The sequence below is a fragment of the Dactylosporangium sp. NPDC049525 genome, assembly GCF_040676755.1.
GTDB lineage: Bacteria > Actinomycetota > Actinomycetes > Mycobacteriales > Micromonosporaceae > Dactylosporangium.
Genome location: NZ_JBFAPO010000031.1, coordinates 67,645 through 81,523, shown reverse-complemented (window position 1 = coordinate 81,523; position 13,879 = coordinate 67,645). Strand labels below are relative to the sequence as shown.

Sequence of the window (13,879 nt, the reverse complement as noted above, 5' to 3'; positions counted from 1 at the left end):
CTATGACTGAGACCCCCCGCAGCTTCAAGGTCATCACCTACGGCTGCCAGATGAACGCGCATGACTCCGAGCGCATCTCCGGCCTGCTCGAGGACGCCGGCTACGTTCCGGTGCCCGCCGACGCAGAGCCTGACGTCGTCGTGTTCAACACCTGCGCGGTGCGGGAGAACGCCGACAACCGCCTCTACGGCAACCTCGGCCACCTGCGCCCGACGAAGCTCGCCCAGCCCGGCATGCAGATCGCCGTCGGCGGCTGTCTCGCCCAGAAGGACCGCGGCGACATCGTCAAGAAGGCGCCCTGGGTCGACGTCGTCTTCGGCACCCACAACATCGGCTCCCTGCCGGTCCTGCTGGAGCGCGCCCGTCACAACGCCGCGGCCGAGGTCGAGATCCTCGAGTCGCTCGAGGTGTTTCCGTCCACGCTGCCTACCCGGCGCGAGTCGACGTATGCCGGCTGGGTCTCCATCTCCGTCGGCTGCAACAACACCTGCACGTTCTGCATCGTCCCGGCGCTGCGTGGCAAGGAGAAGGACCGCCGCCCCGGCGACATCCTCGCCGAGGTCCGCGCCCTCGCGGCCGAGGGCGTCCTCGAGGTCACCCTCCTCGGCCAGAACGTCAACTCCTACGGCGTCGAGTTCGGCGACCGCCTCGCCTTCGGCAAGCTCCTGCGCGCCTGCGGCGACGTCGAGGGCCTGGAGCGGGTCCGCTTCACCAGCCCGCACCCGAAGGACTTCACCGACGACGTCATCGCCGCGATGGCCGAGACCCCCAACGTCTGCCACTCCCTGCACATGCCGCTGCAGTCCGGCTCCGACGACGTGCTCAAGGCGATGCGCCGCTCCTACCGCGCCGAGCGCTACCTGGGCATCATCGAGAACGTCCGGGCCGCCATGCCCGACGCCGCGATCACCACCGACATCATCGTCGGCTTCCCCGGCGAGACGGACGCCGACTTCGAGCGCACCCTCGACGTGGTCCGCGCCGCCCGCTACTCCAGCGCCTTCACGTTCCAGTACTCGAAGCGCCCCGGTACCCCCGCCGCCACCATGGACCTGCAGGTCCCGAAGGCGGTCGTCCAGGAGCGGTATGACCGGCTGATCACCACGCTGGAGCAGATCAGCTGGGACGAGAACAAGAAGCTCGTCGGCACCCCGGTCGAGGTCCTGGTCGCCGTCGGCGAGGGCCGCAAGGACGGCGCCACCGGCCGCATGTCGGGCCGCGCCCGCGACGGCCGCCTCGTGCACTTCGCCGCCGACCCGTCGCTCATCGCGGCCGACGGCGACAGCGCCTTGCGCCCCGGCGACATCGTGCACACCACGGTGACCTACGCCGCCCCCCACCACCTCAACGCCGACGGCCCGCTGCTGTCCCACCGCCGCACCCGCGCCGGCGACGCCTGGGAGGCCGGCCGGGTCACCCGCACCCCTGGCGTCTCTCTCGGCATGCCCACCATCGGCACCCCACCCCCGGCCCCGGCACCCGCCCGCTCCTGCTGACCTACCACGTCCTCCGATCACCAAAGATCTCGGAACTGGGCGCCCACCGAAAGTTCGCGATCATGGCGACGAGCGTCCTGGCGTCCGGACCGGCAGTATGCAAAGATCCCGCGCGAGCTCCGGCACGCATCCCGGTCCGAGCGCCGGACAGGTAGATCACACTGCGCCTATTCGCGCCGCCCGCTCCAGACTGACGAGTCGCCGATTCGCCACGGTCTCCCAGGCCCAGGGAGTTCCACGATCGCAGGAAAGTGGCCGCCGGGTGGGCGACGACCTGTGCGTGATCGACGACCTGTGCGTGATCACGGAACGTCCGTGGCGCACCGGCTCACCGCGCGGCCGGAGGGCTCTCTGCGGAACCGGCGGACGCCGCGGCACGCGATGACTTCCGCGCTTCACGCGACCAGCGTCACGCGTGCCGTGACCAGCGTGCCGCGACCAGGGTCGCGCGTGCCGCGACCAGGGTCGCGCGTGCCGCGACCAGGGTCATGCGTGCCGCGACCAGGGTCATGCGTGCCGCGACCAGGGTCATGCGTGCCGCGACCAGGGTCATGCGTGCCGCGAGCAGGGTGCCGCGAGCAGGGTGCCGCGAGCAGGGTGCCGCGAGCAGGGTGCCGCGAGCAGGGTGCCGCGAGCAGGGTGCCGCGAGCAGGGTCGCGTGCCGCGACCAGCGTGACGCGTGCCGCGACCAGCGAGCCACGACCAGGGTGCCGCGACCAGGGTCACGCGTGCCGCGACCAGCGTGACGCGTGACGCGCCCACGCTCGGGCAGGAGCACCGGCGGGCACGGCGGAGCGGCGGCTCACCGGTGGGGTGCGTAACCCCGCTCATACCCGTCGTGATCACCAGGATGCCCGCCGCCATACACCCCACGCCGGTCATAGCCACCCTGCCCGCCACCGCCATACACGCCGCCCTGCGGCGGGCCCGACGGACCCGGCGGCGGTGACTGTGGGTAGCCACCCTGCTGGAAGCCGCGAGGCTGGTCATACGACGGCGGGCCATACCCCGGCTGGCGGTCGAGATCGCGCGAGTCGGCCGCCGGGCCGCCGGTGCCCCCACCGCCGCCGTAGACCGTCCCGCCGGCCGCGGCGCCGCGGGCGGCCGACGCCGCAGGGCGGCCGCCATACACGGTGCCGGTGCCGCCCTCGTCGGGCGAGGCAAGCAGGTCGCCGTCCGGGTTGCGGGCCGCCGAGCCGCGGGCCGGGCCCCCGGACCCGGCCGCCGCGCGGCGGCCGGCGCGGGAGCGGCGGATGCCGATGATGCCGGCGACCACGAGGATCAGGCCGAGCACGCCGACAGCGGCGACCATGTACGTGATGTCCTGCAGCGTCAGGTCTTCCAGGAACGACCGGTCGTCGGGCTTCGGCGTCGGCAGGACCGCCCCGCCGCCCTTGCCCGGGGTGACGTTCTGCGGCGTGTACTTGAGGATCGGCGCCTTCACGTCGGACGGCACGTCGGAGGCGGTGATGTACGTCTTGCCGTCGGTCGAGTAGGTGATCGCCTCGCCGCGGGCCTCGTTGGGCAGCGGCGTGATGCGGGGCTTGCCGCTGGTGATCGCCTTGATGACGTCGCCGCCCTGGACGTCGAACTCGTATGCGTCGGAGTAGGTGCGGATGACGACGCGGGTGCCGTCGGGGGAGGAGGCGGCGCCGGTGATCGCTTTCCAGCCGAGGAACGCGAGCGGGTTGGCGGTCTTCGTCTCCTGGGGCGCGAACGTGCCCATCTGCTTGAGCTTGACGCCCTTGGTGGTGTTGGGCTGCAGCGGGCCCTCGGGGATCCAGACCTCGCCGACGGGGTCCTTGGTGATGATGATCGGCGTGCCGTCGCCGTTGAGCAGCATGGCCTCGGCGTCGCGCTTCTTGCCGTCGGGATAGGCGAGCCGGTTGATGACCGGCGCCTTGGCGCCCTGGGGCAGATTCCACACCGCGACCGTGCGGCGGGCGGTGGCGCTGCCGCCGGAGGCCTCGGTGTTGTCACCGACGTCGGCGATCCACAGCGTGCCGCTCTTGTCCATGGCGAGGTCCTCGGGATCGAGGGCCGTAGGGTCGTAGTTGACCGGCGTGCCGACGACCTTGCAGGTCGCGTCGAGCGTGAAGATGCGGGACTTGCTGTTGCCCGTCGCGCTGTCGTTGATCGCCACGAAGCCGGTGGCCGTCGCGACCAGGCCGGAGATCTCGTTGATCTTCTGCGAGTCCGGGGTGCACACGGTCTGACCGGCGCCGGCCGCCGGTGACTGGGCCGTGTTGGCCGAGGGGCTCGGGGCGGCTGCGGCCGGTGCCGCGAGCCCTAGCAGCAGACCCGTCACCGCACCGCAAGCAAAGGCCACCCGTTGTCGCATCGGACAAGTTTGGCAGAGCCGGACCGGAAGTGGGTGAGCCCGGTCCGGCTCTCACTCGCAGTGATCAGACGAACCCTATGACTTCACGGCAAATGGGGCGAGGTCCGCGGCGAGGGCGTCGCTGATCCGCGCGCGGATGCGCGTGCCCTCGGCCAGGTGCGTGGTCTCGAGCACCTCACCGACGGTGTGCACCCTGGCGACCAGGTCACCCCGCTCGTAGGGCACCACGGCGGTCAGTTCGATCGCCGGCCAGGGCAGCCGCTGCTCCACCGCGGCCCGGACCGCGTCGATGCCGGCGCCGCTGCGGGCGGAGGCGAACACGGCGTCGGACCACAGGGACTTCAGCCGGAGCTGGGTCTCCTCGTCCGCGGCGTCGATCTTGTTGACGACGAGCAGCTCGGGCACCGCGTCCGCACCGACCTCGGCGAGCACCTCCCGGACCGCGCGGACCTGCTCCTCGGGGTCGGCATGGGCGCCGTCCACGACGTGCAGGACCAGGTCGGCCTCGGCGACCTCCTCGAGGGTGGAGCGGAACGCCTCGATCAGCTGGTGCGGCAGGTGCCGGACGAACCCGACGGTGTCGGACAGCGTGTAGAGCCGGCCGTCCTCGGCCCGGGCCCGCCTGGTCGTGGTGTCCAGGGTGGCGAACAGCGCGTCCTCCACCAGCACGCCCGCGCCGGTGAGCCGGTTGAGCAGGCTCGACTTGCCGGCGTTGGTGTAGCCGGCGATCGCGACGCTGGGCACCCGGTTGCGGCGCCGGGTGGCGCGCTTGGTGTCGCGGATCGTCGCCATCGCGGCGATCTCGCGCTTCAGGCGGCTGATCTTGGTCCGGATCCGCCGGCGGTCGGTCTCGATCTTGGTCTCACCGGGGCCGCGGAGGCCGACGCCGCCGTTGCCGCTGGCGGAGCCACCGGCCTGCCGGCTCAGTGCCTCACCCCAACCGCGCAGGCGCGGCAGGAAGTACTGCAACTGGGCGAGCTCGACCTGGGCCTTGCCCTCTTTGCTCTTGGCGTGCTGGGCGAAGATGTCCAGGATCAGCGCGGTCCGGTCGATGACCTTGACGTTGACCTTCGCCTCCAGGGTCCGTAACTGCGACGGGGACAGCTCCCCGTCGCAGATGACCGTGTCGGCGCCGGTGCTCTGCACCACCGCCCGCAGCTCGTCGACCTTGCCGGAGCCGATGTAGGTGCTGGAGTCGGGCCGGCTGCGCCGCTGGATCAGCCCGTCGAGGACCTCCGAACCGGCGGTCTCGGCGAGGGCGGCGAGCTCCGCGAGGGAGTTCTCCGCGTCGGTGGCGGTGCCTTCGGTCCACACCCCGACGAGCACGACCCGCTCGAGGCGCAGCTGGCGGTATTCGACCTCGGTGACGTCGGCGAGTTCGGTCGACAGACCGGCGACACGGCGAAGCGCATGCCGCTCCTCGAGCTCCAGGCCGTCGCCGTCGTCGGCGAGATCCCAGGTTTCTGCGGCGGTTGCTCGCAACATGTTCTCCTTGTTCCGGTCTGCATGACCCCCCAATCGTGACACCTCACGCAGCGTTCCGGCACTGGATATGTCCCCGTGCGCGGTTCCGGCGGGCAGGGGGATAAGAATGGGTGACGTGACGACTGCCACGCACCGTTTGCCCAGCGCCGGGTTCTCCATCACCATCCGTGTCTCCGTCCGTGCCGACGCCTCGGCGATCGGCCGCCTCACGACCGCGGTCGGCGAGGCGGGGGGCGTCGTCACCGCGGTCGACGTCGTCGACTCCGACAGCACCGCGGTCGTGGTCGACCTGACCTGCGACACCGCCGACTCCGCGCACGCCGAGCAGGTCGTCGCCTGCCTCGAGAAGCTCGACGGGGTCACCGTGCGCAAGGTCTCCGACCGCACGTTCCTGCTGCACCTCGGCGGGAAGATCGAGGTCACGCCGAAGGTGGCGCTGCGCAACCGGGACGAGCTGTCCCGGGCGTACACGCCGGGGGTGGCCCGGGTCTGCCTCGCCATCGCGGAGAACCCCGACGACGCCCGCCGCCTGACGATCAAGCGCAACACCGTCGCCGTGGTCACCGACGGCTCTGCGGTGCTCGGCCTGGGCAACATCGGCCCGGCCGCCGCGATGCCCGTCATGGAGGGCAAGGCCGCGCTGTTCAAGCGCTTCGGCGGCGTCGACGCCTGGCCGGTCGCGCTGGACACCCAGGACACCGAGGAGATCATCTCGATCGTGCGGGCGATCGCCCCGGCGTACGGGGGGATCAACCTGGAGGACATCGCCGCGCCGCGCTGCTTCGAGATCGAGGAGCGGCTCCGGGCGATGCTCGACATCCCGGTCTTCCACGACGACCAGCACGGCACCGCGATCTGCGTTCTCGCCGCGCTCACCAACGCGCTGCGCGTCGTCGGCAAGTCGATCGGCGACATCCGGGTCGTGGTCAGCGGCGCCGGAGCGGCCGGCACGGCGATCATCAAGCTGCTGCTGCGCCAGGGTGTCGGCGACGTGATCGCCACCGACCGGCCCGGCGCGCTGCACCGGGGCATGCCCGGCCTGACCGGCGCCTGGCAGTGGCTGGTCGAGAACACCAACAAGACCGGCTACACCGGCGACCTGAAGGGCGCGCTGCGCGGCGCCGACGTGTTCATCGGGGTCAGCGCCCCGAACCTGCTCACCGGCGACGACATCGCCACGATGGCGCCCGGCTCGATCGTGTTCGCCTTGGCCAACCCGGACCCGGAGGTCGACCCGCGGGAGGCCCGCGAGCACGCCACGATCGTCGCGACCGGCCGCTCCGACCAGCCGAACCAGATCAACAACGTGCTGGCCTTCCCCGGCGTGTTCCGCGGCATGCTCGACGCCCAGGCGCGCGAGTTCACCGAGGCGATGGCCCTGGCCGCGGCCCGGGCGATCGCGGACTCGGTCGGCGAGGACAAGCTCAACCCGAGCGTCATCGTGCCCAGCGTCTTCGACGCCAGGGTCGCCCCGGCCGTGGCGGCTGCCGTCAGGGCCGCCGCGAAGGGCGCCTACCTGGACAGCACCGTCGACGGCGAGCCGTCGGCGGCGCCCTCCCCGGTCGAGCGCGCTTTCTAGCGAGCTAGCGCGTCAGAAGGACGGAGCCAGCTGCCGGATCGCCTGGGCGTCGACGTCGCCGTGCGCGACGATCACGGCCGGTCCGGCCAGCAGGAACTCCGACGCGGTCTGGGTGATCGTCAGCCGGCCGCCGGGCACGTCCACGACGACCACGCCGGTCTCCAGGCCGGCGTGGTCGAGGGCGACCGCCGCCACCGCGCACGCGCCGGATCCGCACGACTGGGTCTCGCCGGAGCCGCGTTCGTAGACGCGCATCCGCCGGTACAGGTCGGCGCCGGCCGGCGGTGCGCCCGCCGCGGCGAACTCGACGTTGACCCCGGCCGGGAAGATCATCGGGTCGATGTCGGGCGCGCGGGTCAGGTCGAGCCGCTCCAGCGTCGGCTCGTCGACCGGGCAGACCAGGTGCGGGTTGCCGACGTCCACGGCGGTGCCGCCGAACACGCGGCCGTCGCTGGTGGCTTCGCTCTGCACGTACACCCGCGGCATCGGCATCCCGGCGGCGATCTCTTCACCGATCGTCACGGGGACCACCCCCGCGCGGGTGACCAGGTTGAACGACCCCTCGGGGGCGACCAGGCCGGCCTCGGCAAGATAGCGGGCGTAGACGCGCACGCCGTTGCCGCACATCTCGGACTGGGAGCCGTCGGCGTTCCAGTAGTCCATGAACCACTCGGCCGTCCCCGCGGACGCCTCGGCGTCGGGGTGGGCGGCGCTGCGGACCACGCGCAGGACGCCGTCGGCGCCGATGCCCCGCCGGCGATCGCAGAGCGCGGCGACGAACGTCGGCGTCAACGGCAGCACGCCGTCGGGGTCGGGCAGGATGACGAAGTCGTTGCCCGTTCCGTGTCCCTTGGCGAAGCGCATGGTGTCAATCTTGCCGCACGAGCTCCAGTGCCGCTGCGGTGATGTCGGCAGCGCCACCATCGAGCCACACGATCCGGTCATCCCGGCGGAACCAGGACCGCTGCCGGCGCACGAACCGCCTGGTGGCGCGTACCGTCTCCGCCTTGGCACCCGGTTCGTCCGACAAGTCGGAAAAGTAGTCCAATATCTGTTTATAGCCGAGTGCCGCCCCGGCGGTCCGCCCGGAGCGCAGGCCGGCGGCGTCCAGCGCGCGCACCTCCTCGACGAGACCCGCTGCCCACATCGCCTCGACCCGCGCCTCGATCCGCTCGTCGAGCACCGCGGTGTCGACGTCCACGCCGAGCTGCAGCGCGTCGTACACCGGCCGCGGTTGTGCGGGCAGGCGAGCCGTGAACGTCGTGCCGGTCAGCGCGTTGACCTCCAGCGCACGGACGATCCGCCGGCCGTTGCCGGGCAGGATGCGCTCCGCCGCTTCCGGGTCCGTGCTGCTGAGGCGGGCGTGCAGCGCCTCAGCGCCGATCTGCGCCAGCTCCTTCTCCAGCGCCTCACGCAGGTCGGGGTCGGTGCCGGGGAAGTCGAAGTCCTCCAGGACCGCCCGCACGTAGAGCCCCGAGCCGCCGACCAGCAGCGGCACCCGCCCGCGGGCGGCGATGTCGTCGATCGCGGCACGGGCGAGGCGCTGGTACACCGCGACGCTCGCCGGCTCCGTCACGTCCCAGATGTCCAGCACGTGGTGCGGCACGCCCTCGCGTTCGGCGACGGTGAGCTTGGCCGTGCCGATGTCCATGCCCCGGTACAGCTGCATCGAGTCGGCGTTGACCACCTCGCCGCCGAGCTCGTGGGCCAGCCGCAGGCTCAGCGCCGACTTGCCGGCCGCGGTCGGCCCGACCACCGCGATGACGCGGGTCACCGCCAGCTCGCGACGAAGTATGCGACCCCGTACGGCGCCTCGTTGTGCAGCAGCTCGGTCGTGCCGAACGGCTGGTCCACCGCGCCGGCCAGCACCTGCCACGGCGCCCGGCCGGCGACGAGCAGCTCCGCGGCGAGGACGGGGTCGAGGTCCAGCAGTGCCGCGGTGTCACCCTTGGCCAGGGCGTCGGCGACGGCCGCGTCGAAGCCCTCGGCCCGCGGGTCGTCGTAGCCCGGCGACTTCTCACCCCGGCACGCGGATCCGTCCCCAAGAACGAGCAGTGCGGCTCTGGTACCGGAGTCCGCGAGCGTCCTGCCCAGCGCTTCGCATTCGCCGGGTGCTGCGTCGGCTGCGACGCTGTGGTACCGGATATTTCGGTTACGTCCGTCTTCCAGCAGCCAGGCGCCGATGAGCAGGCTGAGCGGCAGCGGGTCACTTGTCGGCTCACCCACCGGCCGGTCGATGCCCCATGGCGCCAGGGTCCCCCCGAACGGGGGCTCACGGCGTATGGTCGTGGCGTCGGCACCGACCACGACGATCACGTCCGCGGTCGCGAGGTGCGCCACGGCGGCACGGCAGGCGGCGCGCAGGTCGTCGAGCTCGCTCGCGGCTCCGGCGGCCACCTCCGGCACGAGCATCGGCGGATGTGGGCAGACGGCGGCGGCGACGAGTGGCACGGTCTTAACGTTATCGGGGGCGGTCGCTGCGGCATCCTGCGGCCCGTTCGGCACCGGAATGGTCACGGTTCGGCCGCAGGCCCTCGACCGGCCCCGGGGCACACCTGTGAGAATGCCATGGGGAACTTTGCTGTGCGATGGCGGCGTGACAGTGGGATACCCGATCCCACGGACGCCGGGAGCGAGGATGGCAGATGAGCGAGCCTACGACGTTTGGACGGATCGACGCTGACGGCAACGTCTTCGTGAAGACGGCAGCCGGAGAGCGGGCCATCGGATCGTGGCAGGCCGGCACACCGGAGGAGGGCCTCGCCCACTTCGCCCGCCGGTTCGCCGACCTGGTGACCGAGGTCGACCTGATCGAGGCGCGGCTCGGTAGCGGCGCGGCCGACGCCGGTCAGTCGCTGTCCACCATCAAGCGGCTGCGCAGTGGCCTCGACGAGGCGCACGTGGTCGGCGACATCGACGGGCTCGCCGCCCGCCTCGACAAGCTGACCTCGATCGCCGAGGAGAAGGCCGGTGCCGCCCGCGCGGCCCGCGACGCTGCCCGCGCCGAGGCCCTCACCCGCAAGACCACCCTGGTCGAGGAGGCCGAGCAGATCGCGGCCGAGGCCACCGGCTGGAAGACCGCGGGCGACCGGCTCAAGGAGATCCTCGACGAGTGGAAGTCCATCCACGGCGTCGAGAAGAAGGCCGAGAGCGAGCTGTGGAAGCGCTATGCGGCCGCCCGTGACGCCTTCACCCGCCGCCGCGGCGCCCACTTCGCGACCCTCGACGCCAGCCGCAAGCAGGCGCAGGGCCGCAAGGAGGAGCTGGTCATCGAGGCCGAGCAGATCGCCGAGTCCACCGAGTGGAACGCGACGGCCGCCCGCCTCAAGGACCTCATGACGGAGTGGAAGACCGCCCCGCGTGCGGCGAAGGAGACCGAGCAGAAGCTCTGGGAGCGGTTCCGCGCCGCCCAGGACTCGTTCTTCAAGCGCCGCAGTGAGGTCTTCAGCGCCCGCGACGCCGAGTTCAAGGGCAACCTGGACCGCAAGCTGGAAATCCTCACCCAGGTTGAGGCCCTTGACGTCGACGGCGACCCGAAGGGCGCGCAGGCGAAGCTCCGCGACCTGCAGGCCGCCTGGCACGAGGTCGGCCGCGTCCCCCGCGAGGCGCAGACGGGTCTCGACCGTCGCATGCGCGTCGTCGAGGACAAGGTCAAGACGGCGATGGACGCCGCGTGGCGCCGGACCCCGCCGGAGGCGAGCCCGCTGCTCGCCCAGATGCGGGAGCAGGTGGCCCGCGCGGAGCAGCAGCTCGCCAGCGCCCAGGCCGCCGGCGACCAGCGCCGCATCAAGGAGGCCGAGAAGGCCCTGGAGAGCAAGCGCAAGTTCCTGGCGATGGCCGAGCACACGGGCTGATCGAGAGACTTCTCCAGTGACGGGCCGATGCGCTCGTCCGACATAGAAAAGTTGACCACTACACGCCGCGGCGTGTAGTGGTCAACGTCGTTTTCCGGCCCATTCACCCGAAGCAAGAAGGCAGGTGCGACTGCGGTGAACGATCGCGGACGGCAGGTCCTCCTCGACGCGGTCGGCCTGCTCACCCTCCGCGCGGAGGGGGAGCACGTCAACGTCGCCGAGCAGATCGCCTACCTCAAGCAGGTCTACGGCGACAACACCATCGCCGGCGCCGGAGCGATGACGATCGCGCTCGCCACCCTGTGCGAGCACGTCATCGCCGACCTGGCCGAGGAGCGCGGCAGCACGTCCGCCGAGGTGCTCCAGGATCTGGCCCGTCGCTACGTCAGCGGATGACCGCACGCTTCCGCGCGGCTCCGGGGTGCCTCCGCCGCCGCGGCGGCGCAGCATGCCGCGGGCAACGCCAGGCCTGCTCAGCGGCCGGAGCAGGCCGTCTCTCGGGCGGGGTGCTGCGGACGGGGCGGGCAGCTCCTCCGGGCGTGGCCACGGCGCTCCCGGACAGTGTGAAGGCCCGCTTGGCGGTGTGAAGGCCCGCTTGGCGGTCTCTGAGCAGGCCGCCTCTCGAGCGCGAGGTCGGGCGGCTCCTCCGGCGTGGCCATGATGCTCCGGGCAACGCCAAGGCCCGCTCAGCAGCCGGAGCAGGCGCCCTCTCGGGCCGGAGCGCCCGGCGGGGCGACTAGCTCCTCTGAGGGTGGCCACGGTGCCCCCGGGCGATGCGAAGGCCCCGCTCGGCGGGCCGGAGCTGGCCGCCTCTCGAGCGAAGGCGGGCGGCTTCTCCGGCGCGGCCACGGTGCCCCGGCAGTGCGAAGGCCCGCTCGGCCGGTGGGCGGCTGGGCGGGCCTTTCAGCGCGGGGTGCGGAGCGTCAGATGCGGCGGACGACGGTGACGACGCGGCCGAGGATGGTGGCCTGGTCGCCGGCGATCGGGTCGAAGGCCGGGTTCTGCGGCATGAGCCAGACGTGGCCGTCGCGGTTGCGGTAGGTCTTCACGGTGGCCTCGCCGTCGATCATGGCGGCCACGATGTCGCCGTTGTTGGCGTTGGGCTGCTGGCGGACCACGACCCAGTCGCCGTCGCAGATCGCGGCCTCGATCATCGAGGAGCCCTTGACCTGCAGCATGAAGAGGGTGCCCTCACCGACGAGCTCCCGGGGGAGGGGGAACACGTCCTCGACGGCCTGCTCGGCCAGGATCGGACCACCAGCGGCGATGCGGCCCAGGACCGGCACGTAGGCGGGAGCAGGGCGGGCGGCGCGCTCGGCTTCCTCGTCGACGGAGACGAGCTCGCTGGGCGGGCGCACGTCGACGGCGCGCGGGCGGTTGGGGTCGCGCCGCAGGTAGCCCTTCCGCTCCAGCTCCTTGAGCTGATAGGCGACGCTGGAGGGGGAGACCAGGCCGACGGCCTCGCCGATCTCGCGGACGCTCGGCGGATAGCCGTTGCGCTCCACCGCGCTGCGGATGAACTCCAGGATGCGCCGCTGGCGGACGGTCAGGTCGGCCGCGAACAGGTCGGGGAAGGCGCTGACCACCGCGGTGACCGCGCGCATCTCCGGCTCGCCTCCGCGGCGGCGGGTGCTGGCGCGGCGAGCGGTGCCGCTGCCGATCGTGGTGACCTCGGCGGGCTCGTCGGTGCGGTCGTCGTCGGCTGACACGTCGTCCTCCCTCGTGTTGGCACCTGCGGAGGGAAGGCCGCGGGTGCGGACGGGCCGTGGGGTGGCCCGCCACCTTGACCGCCACCGGGTGTGACGGCGCCGGCTGTCGCAAATTTCGGGTATCCCGATCAAACGTCTCGATCGTGTGTGGATCACCGTATCGCCGAGGTGCGACAGTTTCAAACATCTGTACTACGTGGCGCGCTGTTTTTTCGGCGAGTCGCTGGACTCGGGTCTTCTCGCTCTGGTAGACCATCGTACGTCCGTTCGATCGAACGGCTGTACGGAATCGAGGGCCGACATGCGACGACACGCGCAAAACCCGCCCATCCGGCTGACCCGGCGGGGTCGGATCGTGCTCTTCTGCCTTCTGCTGGCGGTCGCGGGCGCGCTGTTCACGCTCGTGTCGGTGCCGGGGCAGGCGGCCGACCAGCCAGGGTCGGCGCCGGTCGTCATCGTGCAGCCGGGCGACACGCTGTGGGACATCGCGACCCGGCACTCGGGGGTCCGGGGGCGCGACGCGACCATCGAGGAGATCCGTCGTCTCAACCACTTGGACGGCTACAGTGTCGACGCCGGGCAGCGGCTGACCCTGCCCCGGCAGCGCTGATCAGCGCAAACGAACAGCGCACCAACATCAGGTGATGAGACTCGCGACACGCGAGGGGTGGAAATCCCGGATCAACTTGCGCCCGCGTATGCGTCGGCATAGCGTCTACCCCTAGATGTAGTAGTTACAGGGCTGTAAGTCGTCCACTGGTAGTGGATTCGGCAATCACCCTTACCGACGGTAAAGACCAGCGGAGGCCAGCGACCACGGCCGCCCGTTGGGCGTTCGCGTGCGTTTTGTCAGGACATATCCGACGTAGACTGGAAGGCCGCCGCATGCGCTGCCCGTACTGCCGCCACGCCGACTCGCGGGTGGTCGACTCCCGGGAGGCGGAGGACGGCCAGATCATCCGTCGGCGCCGGTCCTGCCCTGAATGCGGCCGGAGGTTCACCACCGTCGAGGAGGCCGTGCTCGCGGTCGTCAAGCGCAGCGGCGTCACGGAGCCGTTCAGCCGCACCAAGATCATCGCCGGGGTTCGCAAGGCCTGCCAGGGCCGTCCGGTCGACGAGGACGCGATCGCGGTCCTGGCACAGAAGGTCGAGGAGGCCGTCCGTGCCCGCGGCGCCGCCGAACTGCCCAGCCACGAGGTCGGTCTGGCCATCCTCGCGCCGCTGCGGGAGCTCGACGAGGTCGCGTATCTCCGCTTCGCCAGCGTCTACCGGTCGTTCGACTCGCTGCAGGACTTCGAGCGCGAGATCGCCTCGCTCCGCGCGGCGTCGAACCGCCCGGCCAGCGCAACACAGCACCAGGCAGCACCGACACAGGGGGAGCGCGCCGCCGAGCCGGTCGGCTGAGGCGCGCAGGC

12 protein-coding genes and 1 pseudogene are annotated in these 13,879 nt (G+C 71.7%); 6 read left to right on the top strand and 7 right to left on the bottom strand.

Annotated elements, in window-relative coordinates; translation table 11 throughout:
- Nucleotides 1-2 precede the first annotated feature (2 nt).
- Nucleotides 3-1,496 (top strand): tRNA (N6-isopentenyl adenosine(37)-C2)-methylthiotransferase MiaB, encoded by a 1,494-nt coding sequence (gene miaB / locus AB0K00_RS34915; protein ID WP_363529430.1) that lies wholly within the window; start codon nucleotides 3-5, stop codon nucleotides 1,494-1,496.
- 409 nt (nucleotides 1,497-1,905) lie between these two features.
- Here the strand turns inward: miaB and AB0K00_RS34910 are convergent, their stop codons facing one another.
- The 3 genes from AB0K00_RS34910 to hflX all read right to left on the bottom strand — a co-directional run bounded on the left by AB0K00_RS34910 (nucleotide 1,906) and on the right by hflX (nucleotide 5,322).
- Nucleotides 1,906-2,196 (bottom strand): hypothetical protein, encoded by a 291-nt coding sequence (locus AB0K00_RS34910; RefSeq protein WP_363529428.1) that lies wholly within the window; start codon nucleotides 2,194-2,196, stop codon nucleotides 1,906-1,908.
- Between the two features lie 102 nt (nucleotides 2,197-2,298).
- A complete protein-coding gene (locus AB0K00_RS34905; RefSeq protein ID WP_363529425.1) occupies nucleotides 2,299-3,837 on the bottom strand; it encodes a hypothetical protein in 1,539 nt (512 codons plus the stop codon).
- Between the two features lie 75 nt (nucleotides 3,838-3,912).
- Nucleotides 3,913-5,322, bottom strand: a complete 1,410-nt coding sequence (hflX, locus tag AB0K00_RS34900) for a GTPase HflX (RefSeq protein WP_363529422.1) — start codon at nucleotides 5,320-5,322, stop codon at nucleotides 3,913-3,915.
- A 106-nt stretch (nucleotides 5,323-5,428) separates the two neighbouring features.
- Here hflX and AB0K00_RS34895 point away from each other — a divergent pair.
- Nucleotides 5,429-6,829: pseudogene (locus tag AB0K00_RS34895) on the top strand (NAD-dependent malic enzyme); the annotation flags it as partial.
- An 84-nt stretch (nucleotides 6,830-6,913) separates the two neighbouring features.
- On the opposite strand, the gene dapF reads toward AB0K00_RS34895, so the two are convergent.
- Genes dapF through AB0K00_RS34880 form a run of 3 tightly spaced genes read right to left on the bottom strand, consistent with a single transcriptional unit; the run spans nucleotide 6,914 to nucleotide 9,313 of the window.
- Nucleotides 6,914-7,765, bottom strand: coding sequence for a diaminopimelate epimerase (gene dapF / locus AB0K00_RS34890; protein ID WP_363529419.1), 852 nt, complete (start codon nucleotides 7,763-7,765; stop codon nucleotides 6,914-6,916).
- A 4-nt stretch (nucleotides 7,766-7,769) separates the two neighbouring features.
- Complete coding sequence (gene miaA, locus AB0K00_RS34885; protein WP_363529416.1) at nucleotides 7,770-8,675, bottom strand: tRNA (adenosine(37)-N6)-dimethylallyltransferase MiaA; 906 nt, start codon at nucleotides 8,673-8,675, stop codon at nucleotides 7,770-7,772.
- Entirely contained in the window at nucleotides 8,672-9,313 is a 642-nt protein-coding gene (locus tag AB0K00_RS34880) for a class III extradiol dioxygenase subunit B-like domain-containing protein (protein WP_363529555.1), read from the bottom strand. The genes miaA and AB0K00_RS34880 overlap by 4 nt, the downstream gene beginning before the upstream one ends.
- 233 nt (nucleotides 9,314-9,546) lie before the next feature.
- On the opposite strand from AB0K00_RS34880, the gene AB0K00_RS34875 reads away from it, so the two are divergent.
- Together AB0K00_RS34875 and AB0K00_RS34870 are read left to right on the top strand one after the other, a co-directional pair.
- A complete protein-coding gene (locus AB0K00_RS34875) occupies nucleotides 9,547-10,755 on the top strand; it encodes a DUF349 domain-containing protein (RefSeq protein ID WP_363529413.1) in 1,209 nt (402 codons plus the stop codon).
- Nucleotides 10,756-10,890: 135 nt separating this feature from the next.
- Nucleotides 10,891-11,151 (top strand): hypothetical protein, encoded by a 261-nt coding sequence (locus tag AB0K00_RS34870; RefSeq protein WP_363529410.1) that lies wholly within the window; start codon nucleotides 10,891-10,893, stop codon nucleotides 11,149-11,151.
- A 527-nt stretch (nucleotides 11,152-11,678) separates the two neighbouring features.
- On the opposite strand, the gene lexA is transcribed toward AB0K00_RS34870, so the two are convergent.
- A complete protein-coding gene (gene lexA / locus AB0K00_RS34865) occupies nucleotides 11,679-12,359 on the bottom strand; it encodes a transcriptional repressor LexA (protein WP_363529552.1) in 681 nt (226 codons plus the stop codon).
- Nucleotides 12,360-12,819: 460 nt separating this feature from the next.
- On the opposite strand from lexA, the gene AB0K00_RS34860 reads away from it, so the two are divergent.
- Both AB0K00_RS34860 and nrdR read left to right on the top strand, forming a co-directional pair.
- Nucleotides 12,820-13,074 (top strand): LysM peptidoglycan-binding domain-containing protein, encoded by a 255-nt coding sequence (locus AB0K00_RS34860; protein WP_363529407.1) that lies wholly within the window; start codon nucleotides 12,820-12,822, stop codon nucleotides 13,072-13,074.
- 275 nt (nucleotides 13,075-13,349) lie between these two features.
- Nucleotides 13,350-13,868 carry a transcriptional regulator NrdR gene (nrdR, locus tag AB0K00_RS34855; RefSeq protein ID WP_363529404.1) on the top strand — a complete coding sequence of 173 codons (519 nt, stop codon included), beginning with the start codon at nucleotides 13,350-13,352 and terminating at the stop codon, nucleotides 13,866-13,868.
- The last annotated feature ends 11 nt before the right edge of the window (nucleotides 13,869-13,879 follow it).

What these genes read in the sequence shown, in the direction of transcription:
- miaB (WP_363529430.1), top strand. Translation starts at nt 3, where the DNA reads ATGACTGAGACCCCCCGCAGCTTCAAGGTCATCACCTACGGCTGCCAG.
- AB0K00_RS34905 (WP_363529425.1), bottom strand. Translation starts at nt 3,837, where the DNA reads ATGCGACAACGGGTGGCCTTTGCTTGCGGTGCGGTGACGGGTCTGCTG.
- hflX (WP_363529422.1), bottom strand. Translation starts at nt 5,322, where the DNA reads ATGTTGCGAGCAACCGCCGCAGAAACCTGGGATCTCGCCGACGACGGC.
- dapF (WP_363529419.1), bottom strand. Translation starts at nt 7,765, where the DNA reads ATGCGCTTCGCCAAGGGACACGGAACGGGCAACGACTTCGTCATCCTG.
- AB0K00_RS34880 (WP_363529555.1), bottom strand. Translation starts at nt 9,313, where the DNA reads ATGCTCGTGCCGGAGGTGGCCGCCGGAGCCGCGAGCGAGCTCGACGAC.
- AB0K00_RS34875 (WP_363529413.1), top strand. Translation starts at nt 9,547, where the DNA reads ATGAGCGAGCCTACGACGTTTGGACGGATCGACGCTGACGGCAACGTC.
- lexA (WP_363529552.1), bottom strand. Translation starts at nt 12,359, where the DNA reads ATGCGCGCGGTCACCGCGGTGGTCAGCGCCTTCCCCGACCTGTTCGCG.
- nrdR (WP_363529404.1), top strand. Translation starts at nt 13,350, where the DNA reads ATGCGCTGCCCGTACTGCCGCCACGCCGACTCGCGGGTGGTCGACTCC.